18 protein-coding genes and 1 pseudogene are annotated in these 20,596 nt (G+C 62.5%); 6 read left to right on the forward strand and 13 right to left on the reverse strand.

Translation table 11 applies throughout. The features are described from left to right. Nucleotides 1–685 precede the first annotated feature (685 nt). Nucleotides 686–1,117, reverse strand: coding sequence for a hypothetical protein (locus FYC77_RS05680; protein ID WP_394349014.1), 432 nt, complete (start codon nucleotides 1,115–1,117; stop codon nucleotides 686–688). A gap of 307 nt (nucleotides 1,118–1,424) precedes the next feature. Here FYC77_RS05680 and FYC77_RS05685 point away from each other — a divergent pair, with 307 nt between their 5' ends. Continuing rightward, nucleotides 1,425–2,162 (forward strand): GNAT family N-acetyltransferase, encoded by a 738-nt coding sequence (locus FYC77_RS05685; RefSeq protein ID WP_149080540.1) that lies wholly within the window; start codon nucleotides 1,425–1,427, stop codon nucleotides 2,160–2,162. Between the two features lie 137 nt (nucleotides 2,163–2,299). Next, nucleotides 2,300–3,478 (forward strand): redox-regulated ATPase YchF, encoded by a 1,179-nt coding sequence (locus tag FYC77_RS05690; RefSeq protein WP_149080541.1) that lies wholly within the window; start codon nucleotides 2,300–2,302, stop codon nucleotides 3,476–3,478. A gap of 198 nt (nucleotides 3,479–3,676) precedes the next feature. Here FYC77_RS05690 and FYC77_RS05700 read toward each other — a convergent pair whose 3' ends face one another. After that, complete coding sequence (locus tag FYC77_RS05700; protein ID WP_149080542.1) at nucleotides 3,677–4,126, reverse strand: pyridoxamine 5'-phosphate oxidase family protein; 450 nt, start codon at nucleotides 4,124–4,126, stop codon at nucleotides 3,677–3,679. Between the two features lie 257 nt (nucleotides 4,127–4,383). Further along, a complete protein-coding gene (locus FYC77_RS05705) occupies nucleotides 4,384–5,244 on the reverse strand; it encodes a UbiA family prenyltransferase (RefSeq protein WP_149080543.1) in 861 nt (286 codons plus the stop codon). Nucleotides 5,245–5,436: 192 nt separating this feature from the next. Between FYC77_RS05705 and FYC77_RS05710 the strand changes: the two genes are divergently transcribed. Further along, nucleotides 5,437–6,327, forward strand: a complete 891-nt coding sequence (locus FYC77_RS05710; RefSeq protein WP_162354479.1) for a pentapeptide repeat-containing protein — start codon at nucleotides 5,437–5,439, stop codon at nucleotides 6,325–6,327. Nucleotides 6,328–6,336: 9 nt separating this feature from the next. Here the strand turns inward: FYC77_RS05710 and FYC77_RS05715 are convergent, their stop codons facing one another. Then, nucleotides 6,337–7,791, reverse strand: a complete 1,455-nt coding sequence (locus tag FYC77_RS05715; RefSeq protein ID WP_149080545.1) for an FAD-binding oxidoreductase — start codon at nucleotides 7,789–7,791, stop codon at nucleotides 6,337–6,339. A gap of 112 nt (nucleotides 7,792–7,903) precedes the next feature. After that, entirely contained in the window at nucleotides 7,904–8,560 is a 657-nt protein-coding gene (locus FYC77_RS05720) for a trimeric intracellular cation channel family protein (RefSeq protein WP_149080546.1), read from the reverse strand. A 206-nt stretch (nucleotides 8,561–8,766) separates the two neighbouring features. Here FYC77_RS05720 and FYC77_RS05725 point away from each other — a divergent pair, with 206 nt between their 5' ends. Beyond that, complete coding sequence (locus FYC77_RS05725) at nucleotides 8,767–9,054, forward strand: hypothetical protein (protein WP_149080547.1); 288 nt, start codon at nucleotides 8,767–8,769, stop codon at nucleotides 9,052–9,054. 35 nt (nucleotides 9,055–9,089) lie between these two features. On the opposite strand, the gene FYC77_RS05730 is transcribed toward FYC77_RS05725, so the two are convergent. Beyond that, nucleotides 9,090–10,055, reverse strand: a complete 966-nt coding sequence (locus FYC77_RS05730) for an NADPH:quinone reductase (protein ID WP_149080548.1) — start codon at nucleotides 10,053–10,055, stop codon at nucleotides 9,090–9,092. Between FYC77_RS05730 and FYC77_RS20125 the strand changes: the two genes are divergently transcribed. Then, on the forward strand, nucleotides 10,054–10,191 hold the full coding sequence (locus FYC77_RS20125; protein ID WP_162354480.1) for a hypothetical protein: 138 nt from the start codon (nucleotides 10,054–10,056) through the stop codon (nucleotides 10,189–10,191). The two genes, FYC77_RS05730 and FYC77_RS20125, sit on opposite strands and share 2 nt — an antisense overlap. A gap of 88 nt (nucleotides 10,192–10,279) precedes the next feature. Here the strand turns inward: FYC77_RS20125 and FYC77_RS05735 are convergent, their stop codons facing one another. The 7 genes and pseudogenes from FYC77_RS05735 to FYC77_RS05765 all read right to left on the reverse strand — a co-directional run bounded on the left by FYC77_RS05735 (nucleotide 10,280) and on the right by FYC77_RS05765 (nucleotide 18,954). Next, a complete protein-coding gene (locus tag FYC77_RS05735) occupies nucleotides 10,280–11,401 on the reverse strand; it encodes a pyridoxal phosphate-dependent aminotransferase (protein ID WP_149080549.1) in 1,122 nt (373 codons plus the stop codon). Between the two features lie 296 nt (nucleotides 11,402–11,697). Next, a complete protein-coding gene (locus FYC77_RS05740) occupies nucleotides 11,698–12,561 on the reverse strand; it encodes a 2-oxoacid:ferredoxin oxidoreductase subunit beta (RefSeq protein WP_149080550.1) in 864 nt (287 codons plus the stop codon). Further along, complete coding sequence (locus FYC77_RS05745; RefSeq protein WP_149080551.1) at nucleotides 12,561–14,315, reverse strand: 2-oxoacid:acceptor oxidoreductase subunit alpha; 1,755 nt, start codon at nucleotides 14,313–14,315, stop codon at nucleotides 12,561–12,563. Before FYC77_RS05745 ends, FYC77_RS05740 begins: the two co-directional genes overlap by 1 nt. Before the next feature lie 417 nt (nucleotides 14,316–14,732). Further along, nucleotides 14,733–15,968 (reverse strand): aminotransferase class I/II-fold pyridoxal phosphate-dependent enzyme, encoded by a 1,236-nt coding sequence (locus tag FYC77_RS05750; protein ID WP_149080552.1) that lies wholly within the window; start codon nucleotides 15,966–15,968, stop codon nucleotides 14,733–14,735. Between the two features lie 232 nt (nucleotides 15,969–16,200). Next, nucleotides 16,201–16,347, reverse strand: a pseudogene (locus FYC77_RS21000) (biotin synthase BioB); the annotation flags it as partial. Nucleotides 16,348–16,556: 209 nt separating this feature from the next. After that, nucleotides 16,557–17,561: a hypothetical protein gene (locus tag FYC77_RS05760; RefSeq protein WP_149080553.1), complete on the reverse strand. Its 1,005-nt coding sequence runs from the start codon at nucleotides 17,559–17,561 to the stop codon at nucleotides 16,557–16,559. Nucleotides 17,562–17,613: 52 nt separating this feature from the next. Beyond that, nucleotides 17,614–18,954 (reverse strand): ISH6 family transposase, encoded by a 1,341-nt coding sequence (locus tag FYC77_RS05765; RefSeq protein ID WP_149080554.1) that lies wholly within the window; start codon nucleotides 18,952–18,954, stop codon nucleotides 17,614–17,616. 534 nt (nucleotides 18,955–19,488) lie between these two features. Between FYC77_RS05765 and FYC77_RS05770 the strand changes: the two genes are divergently transcribed. Next, nucleotides 19,489–20,424 carry a prolipoprotein diacylglyceryl transferase gene (locus tag FYC77_RS05770; protein WP_149080555.1) on the forward strand — a complete coding sequence of 312 codons (936 nt, stop codon included), beginning with the start codon at nucleotides 19,489–19,491 and terminating at the stop codon, nucleotides 20,422–20,424. The last annotated feature ends 172 nt before the right edge of the window (nucleotides 20,425–20,596 follow it).

Below are 20,596 nucleotides of genomic sequence, written 5' to 3' on the forward strand. Positions count from 1 at the left end.
CCCTCCTAGTTACTTACTATTTAGCGGACGCTCTCACGAACAGCTCAGTGTCGTCAAGTTGCTTTGTGAAGTACTGAAGATACGTTACTGTTCACGGCTGAGCGAATTGCAAGGGTGTTCGATTGCCACACGTGAAAATCGAGGCTCTGCCCCGCACAGTATTTCGAATATATCCATATATCGAGGATGTTTTAGACGCCTTTTCACCGAATATCGCAGGTGGATGGGAATTACCCCAACAAGTAGATTTATTATTAGACGGTTCGACAATACGGTTGTCGGTGCTGTAACCGACCTCGTGACGAACTGCCAGACAACTACCCCTGTAAGCGCCGGTGGATCACTCGTGCTCGTACCGACGCTTGCGGCCACTCGTGGCTGTGTGGCCGCTCCTGTGATCCTTTTGTGCCGTCTTCAGATCGAGGCCCATCACCAACCTTCCGTTCGAGTCCGAGGCGAGCTGATCGAGAGAAGTGAAGAACGTGGTGACCGTCAATCGGCGCGGAAACGCGTCGGGAGCGTACCGGTCCCGTCTCTCCCCCCATACGGACTGCGATGTATCGGTCCCGGCCGATCGCTCGCCGATCTGCGGTCGACCGGCAATCATACGGTCTGCTGTAAATCGTTGCCGGTGAAACCACAGATGGCTCGTGGTTTCACCGGTAAACCGTTACAGCAATCCGTATCAGTCATCGCAAACCGTATCAAGCAGTCGGTGCGCGTAGAAGGCGACGGAGAAATCCTGTGGGCTCGGAATCGAACAGCCGAGGATCCCGATCGCCATCGCCGTCGCGACCGGCGACTCGAGGCTGACGAAATCGAACCCCACGAGTCCGAAGACGAGAGCTGCGAGCGCGAGCGGCGCGAGTGCCGAAGCGCGGAATACCAACGGCGACTCCTCCCCAGTCGGATACGGCTGGACCAGCGCCCAGGGGCAACTGGCGATCAACCCGACGATTCCGCCGGTCCGATCGGGCCCGTAGACGACGGTGTACTCGACGCGTGCCAGTCGAAGTACCAGCGCGTGTAATCCCTCGTGTACCACCAGTCCGACGACCACCGCGAGAACGAGACTGACTCCAGCAACCACCACGTTCGCCTCGAGTATTTCCCACATCCGAATACACACCCGGTCTGTCAGTACACACCTGTTTTGTCGTCGTTCTCGGCTCGTGCGGCCCGTTCGTGCTCAACGTCGGGACGACCGCAACCCATCTACGGTGTCCCGAAGCGACCGGTGGCAGACCGTATCGCTCGACGCAGGTGATCGAACGAACGCGGGACGGAAGTTCTCGCGGCTTCACGCATCGAGACATTAAGTACCTATTACCGAACGACAGCCACGGCAGTTTCCGTCGGTTGCTCCGATCCGCGATAGAAACCTGCTGAGAAAGGTTAAGTTTCGTGCGACGCCAGTACACGCCATGGAAAGCAACGAAACGCTCGAGTTCGGTCACGCGGATCGAAAGCGGATCTACGAGTTCGTCGAGCACCGGGGTTCGATCGACCCGGAGACGGCGAGGGACCGTCTCGAGATCGAACCGAGTGCGTTTCGACACCACGTCGCGGTTCTCAGGCGAGACGGCCGTCTCACTGAGGACCACGGCACGCTTCGAGTGACGGTCGACGCCGGTGTCGAAGAGGAGTTCATCTCCGAGAATTTCGAATTTTACATTCGTCCGGCAAGACAGGAGGACCTGACGGGAATCGTTGGCGCGATTCGTCAGGTCGTCCAGGAGCGAACCTATATCGAGGCCGAAAGCGTCGCCGACGAAGTCGACCACGACGAAGCCCTCCTTCGGCACAACGAACTCGAGTCGCGGATGTTCTTCGTCGCGACCGTCGACAACGAGGTCGTCGGCTGGGTCCACCTCCACGCGCCCGAAGCCGAGAAGTTAAGCCACACCGCCGAACTCACCGTCGGCGTCTTAGAGGAGTATCGCGGTCACGAAATCGGTTCGCAGTTGCTCGCTCGCGGTCTCCAGTGGGCCGGCGCGAACGGTTACGAAAAGGTCTACCAGAGCGTTCCCTCGGTCAACGAGGAGGCGATCGCCTTCCTCGAGGAACACGACTGGACGATCGAGGCGGTCCGCAAGGACCACTACAAGCTCGACGGGCGATACGTCGACGAACTGATGATGGCAGTCGAACTGGACCGGTGAGCACGACGACACTGTGACGTTGACCGGTGTTCGCCGTCGAGAGCAGGCGGGGACGCTCTCCGCAACGGCGTCGGCGAGTGTCGGCCGCGGGGGTCCGAATCGAAAGACAGTTTGAGCGAAAGGCGTTACGGAACGTCATGCTCTCGATCGCGCTTGCTGGGAAGCCAAACGCCGGCAAGTCCACGTTCTACACGGCGGCGACGATGGCAGAGGTGGACGTCGCCAACTACCCCTTTACGACCATCGACGCCAACCGGGGGGTGAGCTACGTCCGCACCGACTGTCCCTGCCTCGAGCGCGACCAGCGGTGTAACGCCGACAACTGCGAGGACGGCAAGCGCTACGTCCCGATCGAACTGTTAGACGTCGCGGGCCTGGTTCCTGGCGCACACGAGGGGAAAGGACTCGGGAATCAGTTTCTCGACGAACTCACGAACGCCGACGTAATTATCAACGTGATCGACGCCTCCGGCGGCACGAACGAAAAGGGCGAACCCGTCGACATCGGCGCACACGATCCGCTCGAGGACATCGACTTCGTCGAGGAGGAGATGGACCTCTGGCTGGCCGGCATCGTCGAGCGTAACTGGGAGTCCGTCGAACGCAAGTCCCGCTCGCCCGACTTCGACATCGACGACGCGCTGGCGGACATGCTCTCGGGCTTTGGTGCATCGCCGAAACAGATCGCGACCGTCCTCCGGGAACTCGAGTACCCCGAGGATCCGATCCAGTGGGAAGACGACCACCGCGAGGAACTCGCACGACTGGTTCGCGAGCGGACGAAGCCAATCGTCGTCGCGGCGAACAAAATCGACGTCGCGCCCGAGGAGAACGTCGAGAAACTCCTCGAGCTCGACAAACCTGTGATCCCCACGACGGCGGAGGGCGAACTCGCGCTCCGGCGGGCCGCCGACAACGACCTGGTCGACTACGATCCCGGCGACCAGACCCTCGAGATCAGCGCCGAGGTCAACGACGCCCAGCGCGAGGCTCTCGAGGGGCTCCGCGAGACGATGGGCGAATGGAAAGGGACGGGCGTTCAGGGCGCGCTCAACTACGCGGTCTACGAGCTACTCGAGCATATTACAGCGTATCCGGTCGAGGACGCGGCGAAGTGGTCCGACGGCAGCGGGAATATTTTGCCCGACGCTCACCTCTTGCCTACGGGCTCGACGCCCGTCGATCTGGCCTACGCCGTCCACTCAGACATCGGCGACGGCTATCTCCACGCCGTGAACGCGAAGTCGAGTCGGGAGGTCGGTGAGGAGTACGAACTCGAGGAGGGTGACGTGATCAAGATCGTCAGCACTAATTAAAGAAAATCTTCGGTGTGAGATCGAAGGTATTCGAGGGGGTTCGTTTCGTCGACGATTGCCTGATCGGTGCCGAACTGCTCGAGAATCGTCTCGATTACGTCGTTGTAGGTGAACCGATACCCGTCGAGGGAATCAGAATCTCGAGGCCCTGGTCTTGGAGGATCTTGCGTCTCAAACGAGAGAGCGTTCCAGTCCGTGTCAAGAAACGTCGCTCATTCGCTCGGTATAGTCCCAGCTGTAGATTCGATTAGGTTCGATCAGAATTCGAACCTCCTCTCGGTCGTCGTCGAGAAGCCGTTCTGCGAGGGCTGAATCCGTTCCATCGAGGTATCGGTCGATGAGTTCCCGCAACACAGTCGAATCCTCGTCCGCCGTGAGCGTCGCCGTTCCACTCCCCCGCACGCCGCGGTATGGGATTTCGTTCGTCGATACGTCGAACCCGACGTCCGAGTTGGCGCGCAGAAACTCCACGAGATGGGCGTTTGCTCCGGTCGCACACTCGAAGCACCCGTCGCGGTAGCGGTACCAGAGGGGGACGATCCAGAGCGATCCGTCCGGTTTGCGAGTCGCAAGGCGAATTGGAACTCTCACGTCCTGAAGAAACGTTTCAACGTCGTCACCGGTCCACGGACCGCGAAACTCGATCATACCGCATGGTTCGCTACCCAGGATGTAAAATGATTCACCCACCAACGAGACCGGTCGGTTACGGAGAACGAATTCGACCGCCCGGTCGACGGCATCACACAGAGCGAAGAGAACACAGATATCAGCTCACAGAGTAGCCGGCAGTCGAAAAGCGCCCAACTGACCAATTCACCACCGCAACGCGACGCAGCCTCGGACGCGGGGGCCACTGGCACACTCGAGGGGCTGTGCGTCGTCGACCCGCCCCCGAGTCGCGCTCACCCGACTCTCGAGAGCGGTTCGAACCACACCGCTGCGACCAGGACCGCGAGGAAGACGTACGAGCCGCGGATGAGCAACATCGTCGCGAGTTCCGGGCCGGCCCGGCGTGCGACTGCGGCGACCGCGGCGAACGCGAGCGCGGCCACCACGGCGCCGGGCGGGAAGACGCGAGCGGCGACGAGCGCGACGACGACGAGCAGGGCGACGATCATCAGCCCGTAGGCGACGCCGTACGCACGCGCCGGTCCGACGACGACGGCGACCGTCCGTTTGGCGATCGAGCGGTCGTACTCGTAGTCCTGGGCGTCGTCGATCACTTTGATCCCGGAGAGCAAGACGAGGAAAACGAGCGCGAAGCCCACCGGAACCGGTGTCAACGTTCCGGTCTGGGCCCCAAAGCCGCCAAGAACCGCCAGCGCGATGCCGAGCGGGTAGCCCGTCGTCGCCGAGAGCGGGTGCATATCGAGCTGTGGCGCGTGATGATAGGCGATCACCCACGTCGGGGCCGTGAGCGCGACCGCGAGCAGATCGGCCAGCGCGGCGAGCAGGAGACAGCAACCGGCGAACGCAGCCGTCGAGGCGACGAGGCCGACCCGACAGCCCCGTTCGGTCAGTGGGTGATCGTCGTCCTCCCCCCGAACGTGGAAGTCGACGTAGCCGTCCTTGAGGTGTGCGGTGTAGACCGCCGTGAACATCGCGCCGACGTGGACGGCGGCGACCGGCGGATCGACTGATCCGGCGAGGATCGCCCCGAACAGCGACGCCGCAAGCGGCGGGAGCATGAACACGGGGTGGACCTGCGACCAGAACGCCCGCGCCGTCGCCTCGAGACCGGAGCCGCCACGAACCAGGGACATACCAGTCGTGACGACGAGGTGAGACATAAATCACACAGGAGAAATCAGCCACCGTGTCACGAGCGGACCACCCATCGTGCTCCGAGCGGGGGTTCCCAACGCCTCTACCGGAACCGGTCGCGTCGTCGACCGGAACTAACTTGGGAGATGGCCCACGTTCTCTCATCGACGACGAACCCGCCCTCCCAACTCATGCAATTCGATCGCGACCGCCGACCGACGGAATCACGGACGTCCAGGCGACGACTGCTCGAGCGACTCGGAGCCGCTGGCACGACGGGAGCCGTCGTCGCGCTGGCGGGCTGTCTCGCAAGCGCGGAGGTCGAGCCGGTGGAGTGTAACGGCTACACGGTCGAACCGGAGGCCGACCTCTCGGGGGCCGACCTCTCCGATTGTGACCTCACCGGCGCCGATTTTACGGAAGCCGACCTCTCGGGGGCCGATCTCTCGGGAGCCGATCTCAGGGACGCGAACTTCTTCCTGGCGGACCTCGCCGGTACGGACCTCTCGAGGGCCGACCTCCGTGGGGCCGACCTCCTGGTGAGCGCCCTCTCGGCGGCGACACTCGAGGAGACGAACTACGGCGGAGCCGACCTCTCGGGGCGAAACTTCGTCGGCGACGACCTCTCGGGTGTGGTCCTCGAGGACGGCGATCTCTCCGGGTCGGATCTGACAGACGCCGACTTCTCGGGGACGGACCTCTCCGATTGCGACCTCTCGGACGCCACGCTGTCCGGGACCGACTTCACCGACGCCACGCTGTCGGATGCGACCGTCGAGGACGCGGTGATCGAAGACGTGACGTTCGCCGGAATCACCGCGAGACGCGTCGACCTCTCCGAGGTCGATTTCTCCGGCATGGAGATGCCGGGCGTCGACCTCGCCGAGAGCGATTTCACGAGGGCGGAGTTCTCCGAGTCGAACGTCTCGGGTGCGAACTTCGAGGGGGCCGATCTCTCGGTCGCGGATTTCACCGACGCTGATCTCTCCGGGGCGAACCTCGAGAACGCGAACCTCAGGAGTACGACAACGTCGGGTGCCGATCTCTCCGGGGCGACGTGGCACGACGGCTCCGAGTGGTAGCCGAGACGCTCACCGACCGCCGCCTCGGTCGGCCTCGCCGACGACGCCCCCGTCACGAACTCGCTCGCCCTCGAGCGTCTCGGGGAAGATCTTTCCGGGGTTGAGCGTGTCCGTCGGGTCGAACGCGCGCTTGACCGCGCGCATGGCGTCGACCGCGCCGTCCCCGTGTTCGACCTCTAGGTACTCGCGTTTTCCCTCGCCGATGCCGTGTTCGCCGGTGACGGTGCCGCCCATCTCGAGCGCTCGTTCGACGACGGCCCGGTAGACGATTTTCCCGCGCTCGACGGAGTCAGGGTCGTCGTAGTCGACGAGGGGGCTGTAGTGGAGGTTCCCGTCGCCCGCGTGGCCGTAGCAGGGCGTGAGAACGTCGTGTGCCTCGGAAATTCGTTTCGTCTCGCGAACGATCTCGGGGTAGGCGCTGATCGGTACCGTCACGTCGCCGGGGTGGAAGGGGACGAGGTCGGGATCGTAGCTATCGACGGCGAAGGCGATCTCCCGGCGGGCCTCCCAGAGGTCGGCCATCTCGCTGGGGTCGGCGCTCGTCTCGACGCGCTCGGCGCCGTTCTCCTCGAAGATCGTCCGACAGAGTGCGATCTCCTCGTCGATACCGTGATTGGCGTGAAACTCGAGAAAGACCGTCGGCGCGTCCGGCAAGCCGGTGTCGAGGTAGGCGTTGGTCATCCGGGCACTGAGGGCGTCGAGCAGTTCGATCCGGGCGACGTCGACCTCGGTGCGGATCGCCTCGGCGATCGCCCCGGTCGCGTCCTCGACCGACTCGAACACGGCCCGGCCGCCGCGGATCTGTTCCGGACGACCGGCGAGTTCGAGCGTCGCCTCGGTGACGACCGCGAGCGTGCCCTCGCTGCCGACCAGGAGGTCGGTGAGGTTGTAGCCACTCGAGGTCTTCGCCGCCCGCGTGCCGGTCTCGATCACGGTCCCGTCGGCGAGCACCGCCTCGAGGCCGAGCACCCAGTCGGCGACCTCGCCGTATTTGACCGTCTGCATGCCGCTGGCGTCGGTCGCGATCATCCCGCCGATCGTGGAGATATCGCCGGAGGACGGAAGCGGCGGAAAGAAGAGGCCGTCACGGGCGACGTGCTCGTCGACGTCGTCGCCGATAATGCCGGGACCGACGTCGATCTGGAAGTCCTCGGGCCGGTAGTCGACGACGGCGTCCATCCGCGTGAGATCGAGGCTCACGCCGCCGTGGGCCGGCACCGCGTTTCCCTCGAGTCCCGTCCCGGCTGCGTAGGGCGTCACCGGGACGTCGCGGTCGGTCGCCGCCGAAAGGACCGCTGAGACGTCTGCGGTCGACTCCGGCCAGACGACCGCGTCCGGCACCACGGCCCGACCCTGTTGTTCTGCCCCCCAGTCGGCGGCGTGTGTCTCTCGTCTCGTCTCGGTGAACGATAGCTGGTCGTCTGCGAGGTCGAGATCCTCGAGGAACGAACAGTCGTATTTCATAGCGGACCGTTGTGGAGGACACGTATCAAACGTTCGCGTCGGACTGCGAGGGCAGCTCACGATACCATCAGTAAACCAGAGTCAATACCGCTGCACGGAGCGTCGTTACTGGTTATTTGTCCAACATTTCACAATGGTGCACCGTGGGGAGGTTCCAGTTGTACGTGACCGCAACCAGCCGAGTCACGACGGTCACGACCGCACACACGACCGCAGCCGTACTCTCGGCACCTCCGATCGATCCAACGAGCCAGTAAGCGCTTCCGCCCAAGACTGCACAGGTTGCATAGAAATCCTCGAAGAGGATAAACGGAGCGCGGTCGAGAAGAATGTCCGCAAACGCGCCACCACCGACGGCGTTGATCGTTGCAATCGCAACGACACCAAACGCGGAAACACCCACCTCAGTTGCGACAATCGCACCAGTCGTAGCGAAGGCGGCGAGCCCGATAGCGTCGGAGACGAGCGTTACCGGATGGCGTTCCGGCGACGACAGCACGACGCTCAGGACGATCGCCAATCCAACTCCGAGTAGCCCGAGACTGATTTCGATCGGCGACTGCAGTGCCAGTGGAACTCGCATCACGAGGAGATCGCGCGTGACGCCACCGGCAAACGCCATCGCCAGTCCGACGATGGCAACTCCGAACAGGTCGAACTCCTCACGGATCGCCTTCGACGAACCGACGAGTGCGAACGCGACCAACCCGATCGTGTTCATCACGGCGAATGGATCACCGAATAGTACGGTGAACGCGTCCTGACTCACTGCGTTGGCCTATGAGGCAGCGTTCCTTGAGCGCTACGCATTTGAGGACGCTGTATCGGTGCAATCGTCTCGTGGGCGCCGTCGCACCCGAACAGAGGGACACCAGACCGTAGCGGTGGATACTGTCAGACTCAACCGGAGATGCCGCCACAGCGCTACGTCTGCCGAGAGAAAACCTCAGGCCCATCGAACCCGTAGTCGATGGCGTGACCGAGGACGCGACGCCGCTCGAGCACCAAGTTAACACCGTTCACGAGCACCTGTCCGCGACCGCCGAGTTGCCCGTAGAACGCGACGCGAGTCGCTGGCTCGGCGAGGCGGAAGCGGTCGCCAGCGACGCCGCGGCAGGTGACCTCGAGGCCGAGACGATCCGTAAACGGATCGGGCAGGTCGACCGGCTGCTCTCGGAAGTCGACGGGACGGGCCACGAGGAAGCCGACGATCACGTCGAGGCAGCTCGTCGAATCTGCCGGGAGATTCTCGAGGAGCGTTAGCGACTTCGAGGAACCGTCGTAGGTCGGGAAGCGGATCAGGGCTCGAGGACGAGTTTCCCGAGGAAACTCTCGGTCATCACGTCGCGGTGGGCGTCGGCCGCTTCTTCGAGGTCGTACTCTCTCGAGACGTCGATCGAGAGCGCGCCGACGTCCATCAGATGGGCGACGCTCCGCAGCGGCACCCGCAGATCCGGCGTGTTGAACATACTCATAAACTGGTAGGAGACGTCCTTCGAGCGGGCGACACCGTCGTTCGTAAACGCCGGGTCGGGACTGTTCTCGCCGATGCCCACGACGCGCGCGCCGGTTGTGGCCACGTCCGCGTCGAACTGGAGGTAGTCGTCGAGGCGGTGGTCGAGGATCACGTCGACGCCGCCGTTGGAGGCCTCGAGCACCGCGTCAGCGAGGTCGTCCCGGCCGTAGTCGAGGACCGTCTCGGCGCCCAGCGCCTCGAGATCGTCGTGGTACTCCTCGGCGGCCGTCGTGATGACGCGCGCGCTCACGGCGTTTGCGATCTGAACGGCCGCGTGTCCCACGCCGCCCGAGCCGCCGTGGACGAGACAGTACTCTGCGGGCTCGAGGTCGGCGTGGTCGATCAGCGCCCGCCAGGCGGTGACGGCGGCGACACCCGCACCGCCGGCTTCGGTCAGATCCGCGCCGTCGGGCAGGTGGACGACGCGATCCGTAGGGATCGTCGCGTACTCGGCGTAGGCGCCCTGCTCGGTGGCGTTTCCGATCCCGGTTCCGTACACCCGGTCACCGGTCTCGAAGTCCTCGACCTCGGCCCCGAGGTCGGTGACGACTCCGGCGACGTCGACGCCGGGCGTGAAGGGGAGTGAAACGGGTTCGTACGACCCGTCCCGGAAGTAGGTGTCGACGGGGTTGACCCCCGCCGCGGCCACCTCGAGGAGGAGTTCGTCCTCGCCGGGTTCCGGCCGATCGATCTCGTCGACTCCCAGTACGTCCGCATCGCCGTGCTCGTGGAGGCGTACAGCGCGCATGTCGTTCGGGGAGACGGATTCCGTCGGCATAAGAATACGTGCACTCGTCGACGGGTCGATCACCAGCCGGAGCCACGACGACCTCGAGGCAGTCTGCGAGACGACCCGCGAGGAGTTCCTCACGGCGGGCCGATAACACCACTGAGAGGGGCTACACACAGGATATCTGAAAGAAATTAACCGACAGCACCCGTTGTTTTTACCGGAAACCTGGTGTGTGGCTGCTACCGAACGGCGGTCGTCGCGTCGTCGATGATCTCGAGGGCCTCCTTGAGGTCCTCCGTACTGGTGGCATACGAGAGACGGGCGTATCCCTCGCCGTTTGCACCGAAGGCGTCGCCGGGGACGACGACCACGCCACGCTCGAGGACCTCGTCACACCAGCCGTCGGGAACCTTCGGCATGACGTAGAACGCCCCCGACGGTGTCGGAACCTCGAGGCCGGCATCATCGAGGCCGTCGAGGACGAGATCGCGTCTGCGCTCGAAGGTGTCGACCATCTCGTCGACGGGCTCGTGCGGGCCAGTCAGGGCTGCCTCGGCGGCGTACTGGGCGGGCGCGGAGGCACAGGCCTGTCCGTACTGGTGGACCCGGAGCATGCGCTCGATCCGCCGATTCGATCCAGCTACCCAGCCGAGTCGCCAGCCGGTCATCGAGTACGTCTTCGAGCAGGCGCTGACGACGACGACGTTGTCCGTCTCGGCGAACGCCATCGGCGAGTGGTGTTCACCCTCGAAGACGATATGTTCGTACACTTCGTCGGAGAGACAGAGCACGTCGTGTTCATCGGCGATGCGGGCGAACTCGCGCATATCCGCTTCGCTCTGGACGGCCCCCGTCGGGTTCGCGGGGCTGTTGACGACGAAAACCGCCGTGTCGTCGGTGATCGCCTCCTCGACGGTCGCCGGATCGAGCGTCAGATCGTCCCGCAGCGGGACCGGTTTCGGCGTCCCACCGGCAATGTGGGTCAGCGCGTCGTAGGAGACGAATCCCGGATCGGGGATGATCACTTCCTGGCCCGGATCGACGTGGGCCTCGAGAACGAGGTGTAACGCCTCACTGCCGCCCGACGTGGCGATCACGTCTTCGGGATCGATCTCGAGGCTGTACTCCCGATCGTACTTCGTAGAGATGGCCTCCCGAAGGCTCTGTGTCCCTTTGTTCGACGTGTAAGCGTCGGCCCGACCGTTTTCGATCGCCTCGATCGCCGCCTGCCGAGCGTGTGAAGGCGTTGGGAAATCGGGTTGGCCGATACCGAGGTTGATCGCGTCCTCGCCCGCAGCCTCGAACACTTCCCGAATACCGCTGATCGATACCTGCTCGACCCGGTTGGCAAACTCCGTCATGCTTAGATGAGTGTGGCCAACCCCGATAACTTTTGATGTGTCTAACGCCCATCCGAGCGCATCGATTCACAACGGTTGTGTGGTTTGTTCCCAACACGTACGACAATAATACAATCGGATTAGCGAACCGTGCATGCTTCGGGTGCAACGGCTGTGAATCGTCGTCGAGAGAATCAGTCGCGAACTCGGTAAGAATCGAGTCGGCGGGCCGCCTCATACGGTTAACTGTACGTCAGTTCCGGCGCAACCGCGACCCGAGCGACGGTTGCGCCGGTACATCGTTACAGCAATCCGTATCAGTAGAACTCGCGGACGAGGTCCATCGCGTCCTCGGGCGCGCCGTCGGGGATCTCGGCCATGTTCTCGGTGACGCCGTGTTGTTCGTGGTACGGAACCGAGTTCTCGTCTCTGTACATCACGCCCTGGTACTCCTTATCGTTGTCGAGGATCACTTCCTTTGCGGCCTCGTAGTCGTTCGGATCGTGGCCCTCCTCTTTCAGGTCGACCAGCGAGTCGCGGAAGTAGTCGTACGTGTCGACGTCGTTGAACGTGACACAGGGGCTGAAGACGTTGACGAAGCCGAAGCCGTCGTGTTCGATCGCCTTCTGAACGATCTCCTGGTGGCGAAGCGCGTCGGACGCAAAGGACTGGGCGATGAAGGAAGCACCCGATGCGAGCGCGAGGGCGAGCGGGTTGACCGGGGGCTGTTTCGGTCCTTCGGGCGTCGTGGAGGTCTCGAAGTCCGACCGCGAGGTCGGCGAGGCCTGTCCCTTCGTTAGCCCGTAGATGCGGTTGTCCATGACGACGTAGGACATGTCGACGTTCCGGCGGACGGCGTGGACGAAGTGACCGGCACCGATCGAGTAACCGTCACCGTCTCCGCCGGCGGCCATGACCTCGATGTCCGGACGGGCCATCTTCACGCCCGTCGCGACCGGCAGCGCACGTCCGTGAACGCCGTGGAGCGCGTAGGAGTGCATGTAGGTCCCGATCTTTCCCGAACAGCCGATCCCGGCGACGACGAACGTGTTGTCCGGATCGTTGCCGGTTTCGGCTAAGGCTTTCATCATGCCGTTCATCGTCCCGAAGTCACCACAGCCGGGACACCAGGTCGGTTGCTTGTCGGATTTGAAGTCGGTAAATCGAACGTCGGAGCTCATTATGCTGGTACCTCCTCGGAGAGTTTTTCGGTAATCTCTACTGCGAGTTCGTCCGCCTTGAAACGGACACCCGTGTACTTGTTGATCCGTTTTACGCGTTCGAGGACGTCGTGTTCGATGATATCCGCGAACTGGCCGGTCGCGTTACATTCGACGACGATCGTCTCGTCGGCAGCCTGGATCTCCTCGGTGAGATCCGGACGGGGGAAGATGTACGGAACCGAAATGATGCGCACGTCGATCCCTTCGTCCTCGAGATACTCGAGAGCTTCGACGAGCGCCCCTTCGTTCGACCCCCACGAGATGACGAGGTTGTCCGCGTCTTCGTCGCCGAACTCGCGGTAATCCCACTCCTCTTGCTCTTTGGCCGTCTCGACCTTTCGATTGCGCTTGTCGACCTGCCGGACCCGCTCGTCTTCGTCTTCCGTCCGGCGACCGAGTTCGTCGTGCTCCAAGCCGGTGGACATGTGTGCACCGTCGGTCGTGCCGGGAATCGCACGCGGACTGACGCCGTCGTCGGTGACAGCATGGGCCCGGAACCGATCCTGTGCGTCGAGCCACTCGGCGACGCTGTCGTCGTCGACGAGTTTGCCGCGATCGATCTCGACGGCGTCCATATCGAAGGTCTCGGGTTCGAAGGTCTGTTCGGTAACCGACATCGCCAGATCGGAGATCAGGAAGACCGGTGTCTGATACTTCTCGGCGACGTTGAACGCTTCGATGGTCTTCCAGAAACACTCCGGAATGGTTGTCGGCGTAATGACGAACCGTGGGACTTCACCGTGACCACCGTATAGCGCCATATTCAGGTCGCCTTGCTCCTGTTTCGTCGGCATCCCAGTCGAGGGGCCGGAGCGTTGCACGTCGGTGATGACCAGCGGCGTCTCGCTGGTCGCGACCAGCCCGAACGTCTCGGTCATGAGATCGATCCCGGCCCCGGAGGTTGCGGTCATCGCTCTGGCACCGGCTCGAGCGCCGCCGAGTGCCATGTTGATCGCCGACAACTCGTCTTCTGCCTGGACGACGTGACCACCGTACTCTTCGATCCGTCCGGTCAGATACTCCATGATAGAGGTCGCAGGGGTGATCGGATACCCCGCGTAGAACCGGCAACCAGCAGCGATCGCACCCATTCCGATCGCTTCGTTACCGTTGAGGAGAACGTAATCGTTGTCGGTCGTCTCGAGGTCGTACTCGAGATGAGAGAGATCGTAGTTCTCCTGGACGTACTCCTGGCCCAGCCGGGCCGCCTGTTTGTTGTTCTCGACGATCTTCGTGCCTTTTCCGCCGAAGCGCTTCTCGAGGGCCTCGTCCAAGTACTCGACGTCGAAGCCGACGAGTTCACACGCCGCCCCGAGCGCGACGACGTTGAGCATGATCGCCCCGCCCGCGTCCTCCGCGAGCGATTTGAGAGGGACGTCGACCGCGGTGATTTCGTCGGGAATCTCTGCCTCCCACGAACGCTCGCCGTCGTAGATGACGGCACTTCCCTCGTGGAGTTCGTCGAGATTCTCGTCGATGGTTCGCTGGGTCAACGCGACCAGGATGTCCAGGCGATCGACGACGCTCTGGACGTCCTCGACCGAGGTCCTGATCTTGTAGGCGGTGTAGCCGCCGCGGATCCGTGAGGCGAAGTCTTTCGACGTGAACACGTGCCGTCCGGCTCGGGAAAGGGCCTGAGCGAAAATCTTTCCGGTGGAGTCGATACCGTCGCCAGCCTCGCCTCCGATCGCCCAGTTGAGATCCTCAGCCATGTTAAGGCGAACTTGCCCCCAGTAAATGAAAAGGCTTCTGAAACCCCAATCGACGACCGCAATTATTTCTGATACGTCGATCGAGAATCGGAGCGTTCGATCTCGCTGTAACAGTTGATCTAGACGCCACCACATCCTCGCACAACAACCGAAGCACGGGCAGTTTCGAAATGGATCCCGTGTATATCTGCAGTATATAAGCTGGGTAGAATGTCGTTCCCGTCAGTTTCATTCGAGTCAGCGACGGGATAGACACGTCGTTCGTAGCGACCGTTCGTAGTCGGTAAGAACGATCACTCATCGATCGCACTCGAGCGCACTAGCAGCCTCTCGAGCAGCGTACAACGCCGTTCGACGACTGGCACGGTCCACTATGATCCGTCCCGACCGATCACAGACGGAACCCGATCGACTCGATCAGGGGAGTCCAACCCGTTCGCTGGCGTCCTGGAGTGTCTCGAGACAGGCGACGATGTCATCCCGGTCGTGTGTTGCCATGGGAACGAGTCGGACGACGGACTGTGCGTCGGCGCGGTCGGCTGTCGTTGGCCCTGTGGGCGGTCGAACCACCGGTGGAACGACGATGCCGTGCTCGGTAAGCTCTCTGACGAGTGCGTGTGCATCCTCGTGGTCGGCGAGAGTGACCGGAAGAATCTGTGACTCTCCGGATACCGAGAACCCCATCGTCTCGAGTCCGTCTCGCAGGTGGGAGACGTTCTCCCAGAGTCGTTCGCGTGCGTCGCTGTGGCGCGCGAGGTGCAACGCTTCACTCGCAGCCGCCGCCGCCGGCGGTGCTAGCCCCGTCGAGTGAACGAACGGGCGCGCACGAGCGAGTACGTACTCGATCAGTGCGTCGCTTCCAGCGATGTACCCACCCTGGCTGGCCAGCGCCGCCGAGAGGACACCCATCTGAACGTGAACCTGATCCTCGAGACCCTCTGCCTGGACGATGCCACCGCCGTCGACGTACAAGCCCGTCGCGTGGGCCTCGTCGACCATCACCCACGCGCCGAACTCCGTCGCGAGGTCAGAGATCGTCTCGAGGGGTGCGACCGAGCCGTCGGCGGCGAAGACGGAATCGGTAAGAATCAGCCAGGATTCGTCGCCGCCATCGGTGACGACCCCGTCGGGCTGTTCGACTCGCTCGACCAGTTTCGATCGCAAGTCGTCGACGTCACAGTGGTCGTATACGATCGTCTCACAGCCCGCGAGCCGACAGCCGTCGACGAGACTCGCGTGGTTGGACTCGTCGGCGAAGACGACGTCCGGCTCGAGGGCTGTAATCGTCCCGACGTTCGCCGCGTATCCGGACGGAAACGCAAGCGCCCGTTCGCAGCCGTTTGCCTCCGCGAGAAGCCGCTCGACGTCACGGTGGACCATCGTATCACCGGTCACGTGTCGACTCGCACCGGCACCGGTCCCGACCGTCGCAGCGGCCTGTCTGGCTGCGTCCTGTACGCGCTGGTCGTCGGTCAGGCCCAAATAGTTGTTCGAACCGAACACCAGCGCCTCCGCCGACTCGAGCACCGGAAGTTCGCCGCCGGTGGGCTCCGCGAAGTACCCCCGTTCGGCGACCCTGTCGGCGGGCGATAGCCTCCGTTTTTCCCCGAGGTCAGCCAGCCGATCCTCGAGGTCAAACCCGCGGTCTTCCATTCGGGTAAACGGAGTCATCGCCGCCGTTTCACTTTCACGGTTCCGATCGAGCGGGCGGGATCCGTCAATCGTCGTCCGAGGATGCGGCCCCTCGCGCCCGTATCTCGTCGGGGTCGAACGCGTTCACCTCCCGGTTTGGCTCGAGACCCGCACGGTCGACGACCTCGAGATCCGCTACCGCGGACTGTCCGCCGGTCGTGAGATAATCGCCGGTGAGAAGGCCGTCGGAACCGGCCTCGAGGATGTTCTCCGGTCCGAGAAAGCCGTGGGTGTCGACGCCGGTGTCGAAGTGAACCGACTGGGCACAAAAGCCACAGCCCTCGGCGCAGTTCCCCGCCTTCGCGTTAACGATCGAACAGGCGTCGACCGTCTCGTTTCCCGTTTCGTAAACCACGTCAGAGTGTACCGTTGACGACGATACAATTGTTGGCGTTGTGGACTGTCTCGTCAAGTGGTTGATCCTCCCGTACCCGACGGACGAACCGTCGATCGCCGGACAGAGCGCACTCATGGGGGTTGTTGGAACAATTTACGGCGAAACCACGAGCCACCTGTGATTTCACCGGTACCGACTGACAACAGTCCCCATCACTCCTCGAGATCGCGCGTCGAAACGGCGTACGTCTCGCCCTCGTACTCGTAGTGGCCGTCCTCATACCAGACGTATGAACTCGCGTCTGATTCCTCGAGTCGAACCCGGCCAGCGTCGTATTCACGCGATAACGCGACGGCGTCGCGCAGCCGATCGTCCCGCAGAAGCGTTTCGGTGATCACCGGCTCTCCAACCACGTCGTCGTCCGTCCGAACCAGTTCGAAGGCGATAGGCGCGCCCTCATCCCGTGCTCGATCCGGATTCGCAACGAGGGTATCGCCCTCCCACTCGACGTCCGTGAGCTCGTCGGTTGCCGTGAGCTCGAGGTCGTCTGCCTCGAGTTCGAACCGGGCAGAAAACCCGATGGACCCGTCGTACGTGTCGCCGACGAAACCGCCACGCGTTCCGAAGGCGTACTCCCCACCGCCGAGACCCACGAGCGGGTCGCGTTCGATCGTTCCGGGTTTACCGATCGAACGGCCGTTGTCGACCGCGTCGTTTTCGATCCTCAGTTCCCAACTCCGCGATTCGTCCGGATCGAGCCTGGACTCCGGTTCCGGAAACTCCCGCGGACCAACGTAAAACCACCCTCCGTCAACGAGTTTGTGGACTATCCACCGATACGGGTTGTGGGAGAACCGGTGGGCCGATCGGTTGTGCAGTTCGAACGTAACCCGATCGCCTTCCTCGACCGTTTCGGCCGACGGCTCGAGGAAGATCGCCGTCTCGTCGGGGTCGATCTCGTCGAACGCCACCAGTCGGTCGACCCCGTAGTCGGGATAACCGTCCGGCGCGGTTCCCGCAGGCGGAAGCGAACGGTCGTCCGCGTCGCCGGAACCGTATTCGTCGTTTTCCGGCTCGGGGACGTCCGTGTCGTCGATTGCGCCACCGGAGCCCGGACGGGAGTCGTCCGTGGGAGAACCACCATCGGCATCGAAACAGCCAGCGAGGACGATTCCACCGGTTGCTGTGAGGAAGGCACGACGAGGAGGGCGACGCATACCGATGCTCCTGGCCAAACGGGTAAATGTTTTGGTCCCGTCCCAAAGTCGTCTAGAGTTCGCCTCTGGTAGCTTCAGTTGACACCTCCATTGTGATGGCTGTTTTGGCTGAGCGCTCGAGCAGTTCGTCGGCGAACGCCGCGAACTGCTCGGGATCGGCGTACTGCACCAGATTCAACCAGAGAAGCGACTCTAACCCCGCTTCTGACCACCGCATCCATTGATTCTTACACCGTTTCGAAACTTCACCCATCGCTCGTTCGACTACGTTTGATGTCCACGGAACCTGCTGTTGGTCAAGCGCGAATTCCGCGAACGTCACGGTTGCTTCCGCCCATTCCCGGAGGTACACCGCTGCTTTCGGGGAGTCTTGGCGCTCTAACCTCCAGGCTTCTTTCTGAAGGTTCTCGAGCGTTTGGTCGATCCGCTCGCGGATCGCCAAACGCTCATCCCCCGGTGCATGGAATGCGACAGAGTTCTTCAGATGGAAGAGATCATTCGTAACGCCAGAGACGATCGCTTTCCGCTCTCCGAGCGGAAACGCATCGTCTTGCCAGAGCTTGTACCCGAGCGTTCGACCAACGTGAACAAGGTCAAGCTGGTGAGATCGGTCACCATTCTCGAACGCATCGACGAGCGCGTTCTCGGCGTCACTGACGACCGTCGCGTCGTCAGTGATCGCCCCGGTCTCCTCGAGAGTCGCTGCTGTTTCATCCCAAGAATCGTTGAGATTGACGTCTAGAAGCGTCGTTTCCGTGTCTTCCTCGGTGGTCTGTCCGAGGGTGACGTTGACGTCGTGGTACGTGCAGTGATCGTCCTGGCTATGACACTTCGTTCCGTCAGGAACGACAGTGTCTGCGTTCGTTCCAGGAAGCCGATCACGAACGAAGTCACCGAGTTTGCTGCCGTACTCGCGGACTCGCCGGTTGATCGTGGTTCTCGAAGGCATCGGAGTGAAGCCGTCGCCGTGGGCGACGGCATCACGAAAGCTGAGCGACGTAGCGAGGTCGGTACTCTGGAGCGAAACATCCTCTTGATAGATACGTTGTCCGTCGAATTCGACGAGATCCTCGAGTGGCCGGAAGTAGGTTGGATCGTCCTCAGTAGCAGCGGTATCTTTGACGTGGTGGAGCGTGAATTCGTGTTCTCCAGCAGTTGTAACGGCTGTTCGTGTCGTGGTGCCAGCGCGCTGGAAACGGCGGTCGCCGTTTCCGCGCGCGTGTTTCTCCCCGCAATACGCCTCGACGAGCGTCTCGTCGAGGCTTCTGACGATCTCCTCGAGGATAGTGGCCTCGAGCTGAATCTCGGTAAGAGATTCAGCGAGCGTGGCAAGCGGTAGCGTTTTGTCTGGGTCGAGACTAACTGTGAACTGCGCGTCGATTGTGGCGTGCATGGGTCACTTCGGGGTAGGTACCAGAGGTGACCCTGTTTCCACAGGAGTCAGTTACGACTCTAGACGAGCTTGGGACACGACCAATGTTTTGTCGTCAATCGAGGATGCTGGACGAGCGCATGGACGACTACAGTGTTCCCCGCCCGAGCATCGGTCTCGAGCCGACGGAAATTCGCGTTCCCGCATTTCGGACCGAGCGTGCCTCGAGATAGTACTCGATGAACCGACCCGCTCCGCTCACACTCGAGTGGCTAGAACGATCAGTTGGCCGTTGGTTCGCGAGCGCGAGTGCAATGACGAAAACCAACTCCGATCGCTGGCTCGTCGCCACCGACCGACCGCGACCGATCGTTGCACGCCCGTATCCGGCGTATGATACAGGAAACTGCCGAAAAGTGGTCGTTTGTCAACTAGTATTCGGTCGAGAATCCGAAATCGGCCGACACGTTAATACACTCCGTCTCTCAGGTAACGTGACTGAAAAAATTCCAAAACTTAATTATCTGTGATAATGTAGTGGTAGAGAGCGAGTCCATGACCGACAGTACGATCGAAAACAAACCGGGCGACGGCGGGTTCGACATCGGCTCGAGCGCCGACGAACTGTTCGGGGAGATCGCGGAGGAGCCCCTCGAGACCGACGTCGACCGAGACGAAGACGGCGAGTCCGAGGACGACCAGGGCGTCGAAGACCAGACCGCCGCGACGGTCTTCGGACAGCTCAAAGACGAAGTCGATCGCTCCGGAACCGACGAGTTGCTCGCCGACGAGAGTCCCGAGGACATCATCGCGAGCGCGGACGAACCCGAACCCGAGCCGGAGGTCGACGACGAGTTGCTCGCCGACGAGGAGGCGTTGACGAACCTCCTGTTGACCGAGCGAACGAAAGGTGAGGAGTTCCTCTGGATCGACGCCGGCGACTCCGCCGGCGTGAACGACTCGGACGACTCCCCGTCGGACGCACCCCCTTCGACCGACGACCGATCGGCGGAGTCGACAGCCGAGGGCGACGTGGCCGAAGACGCCGCAGGTGCGACCGAGTCCACGGACTCGAACGACGAGCCCGCAACCGAGACCCAGCGGTCGGTCCTCGAGACGAACGCCAGACCCGATGAGGGCGATCGAGCGATCAGTTCTGACGATGCCTCGACGGACTCGAGCGAGTCGAGCCCGTTCGCAGCCGACGAGTCGGAAGACGAACCGGACGAGCCCGATCTGGGTGAAATCGAACCCGCCGAGCCGGAGTTTTCGGACATCGAACCCGAAGGGATCGGGTTCGCGGACAGCGACCCCGAGGAGACAACCAGATCCACCAGATCGGAAGTCAACGCCGACCCGACGGAGACGGACGAATCGGATGGCGACTCGACCAGCGAGCCCAGTACCGAATCCGACTCGCCGGAGGGCGCAAACGACGTCCCGACGGGCTTTTTCGGTCGACTCCGCGCGAAGCTCGCGAGCCTCTTTTAGGCCCCACCGGTCATGGACGACGGGGCCGCCCCGACCCTGCTCGAATCCCTCTCGTGAACGTCGTTGACACTCCATCGTAGCCACCAAAAACCAGACTCGAGTACCGAGAGAGCCTACCGACTGGGATCGATCGGACGTCGACGGCGTGAAAGAAGAACACGAGCGTCGTCGG

It is taken from the genome of Natrialba swarupiae (assembly GCF_008245225.1).
Lineage (GTDB): Archaea > Halobacteriota > Halobacteria > Halobacteriales > Natrialbaceae > Natrarchaeobius > Natrarchaeobius swarupiae.

Coding starts and splice junctions, on each gene's coding strand:
- FYC77_RS05680 (WP_394349014.1), bottom strand. CDS start 1,117: ATGTGGGAAATACTCGAGGCGAACGTGGTGGTTGCTGGAGTCAGTCTC.
- FYC77_RS05685 (WP_149080540.1), top strand. CDS start 1,425: ATGGAAAGCAACGAAACGCTCGAGTTCGGTCACGCGGATCGAAAGCGG.
- FYC77_RS05690 (WP_149080541.1), top strand. CDS start 2,300: ATGCTCTCGATCGCGCTTGCTGGGAAGCCAAACGCCGGCAAGTCCACG.
- FYC77_RS05700 (WP_149080542.1), bottom strand. CDS start 4,126: ATGATCGAGTTTCGCGGTCCGTGGACCGGTGACGACGTTGAAACGTTT.
- FYC77_RS05705 (WP_149080543.1), bottom strand. CDS start 5,244: ATGTCCCTGGTTCGTGGCGGCTCCGGTCTCGAGGCGACGGCGCGGGCG.
- FYC77_RS05710 (WP_162354479.1), top strand. CDS start 5,437: ATGCAATTCGATCGCGACCGCCGACCGACGGAATCACGGACGTCCAGG.
- FYC77_RS05715 (WP_149080545.1), bottom strand. CDS start 7,791: ATGAAATACGACTGTTCGTTCCTCGAGGATCTCGACCTCGCAGACGAC.
- FYC77_RS20125 (WP_162354480.1), top strand. CDS start 10,054: ATGTCGTTCGGGGAGACGGATTCCGTCGGCATAAGAATACGTGCACTC.
- FYC77_RS05730 (WP_149080548.1), bottom strand. CDS start 10,055: ATGCGCGCTGTACGCCTCCACGAGCACGGCGATGCGGACGTACTGGGA.
- FYC77_RS05735 (WP_149080549.1), bottom strand. CDS start 11,401: ATGACGGAGTTTGCCAACCGGGTCGAGCAGGTATCGATCAGCGGTATT.
- FYC77_RS05740 (WP_149080550.1), bottom strand. CDS start 12,561: ATGAGCTCCGACGTTCGATTTACCGACTTCAAATCCGACAAGCAACCG.
- FYC77_RS05745 (WP_149080551.1), bottom strand. CDS start 14,315: ATGGCTGAGGATCTCAACTGGGCGATCGGAGGCGAGGCTGGCGACGGT.
- FYC77_RS05750 (WP_149080552.1), bottom strand. CDS start 15,968: ATGGAAGACCGCGGGTTTGACCTCGAGGATCGGCTGGCTGACCTCGGG.
- FYC77_RS05760 (WP_149080553.1), bottom strand. CDS start 17,561: ATGCGTCGCCCTCCTCGTCGTGCCTTCCTCACAGCAACCGGTGGAATC.
- FYC77_RS05765 (WP_149080554.1), bottom strand. CDS start 18,954: ATGCACGCCACAATCGACGCGCAGTTCACAGTTAGTCTCGACCCAGAC.
- FYC77_RS05770 (WP_149080555.1), top strand. CDS start 19,489: ATGACCGACAGTACGATCGAAAACAAACCGGGCGACGGCGGGTTCGAC.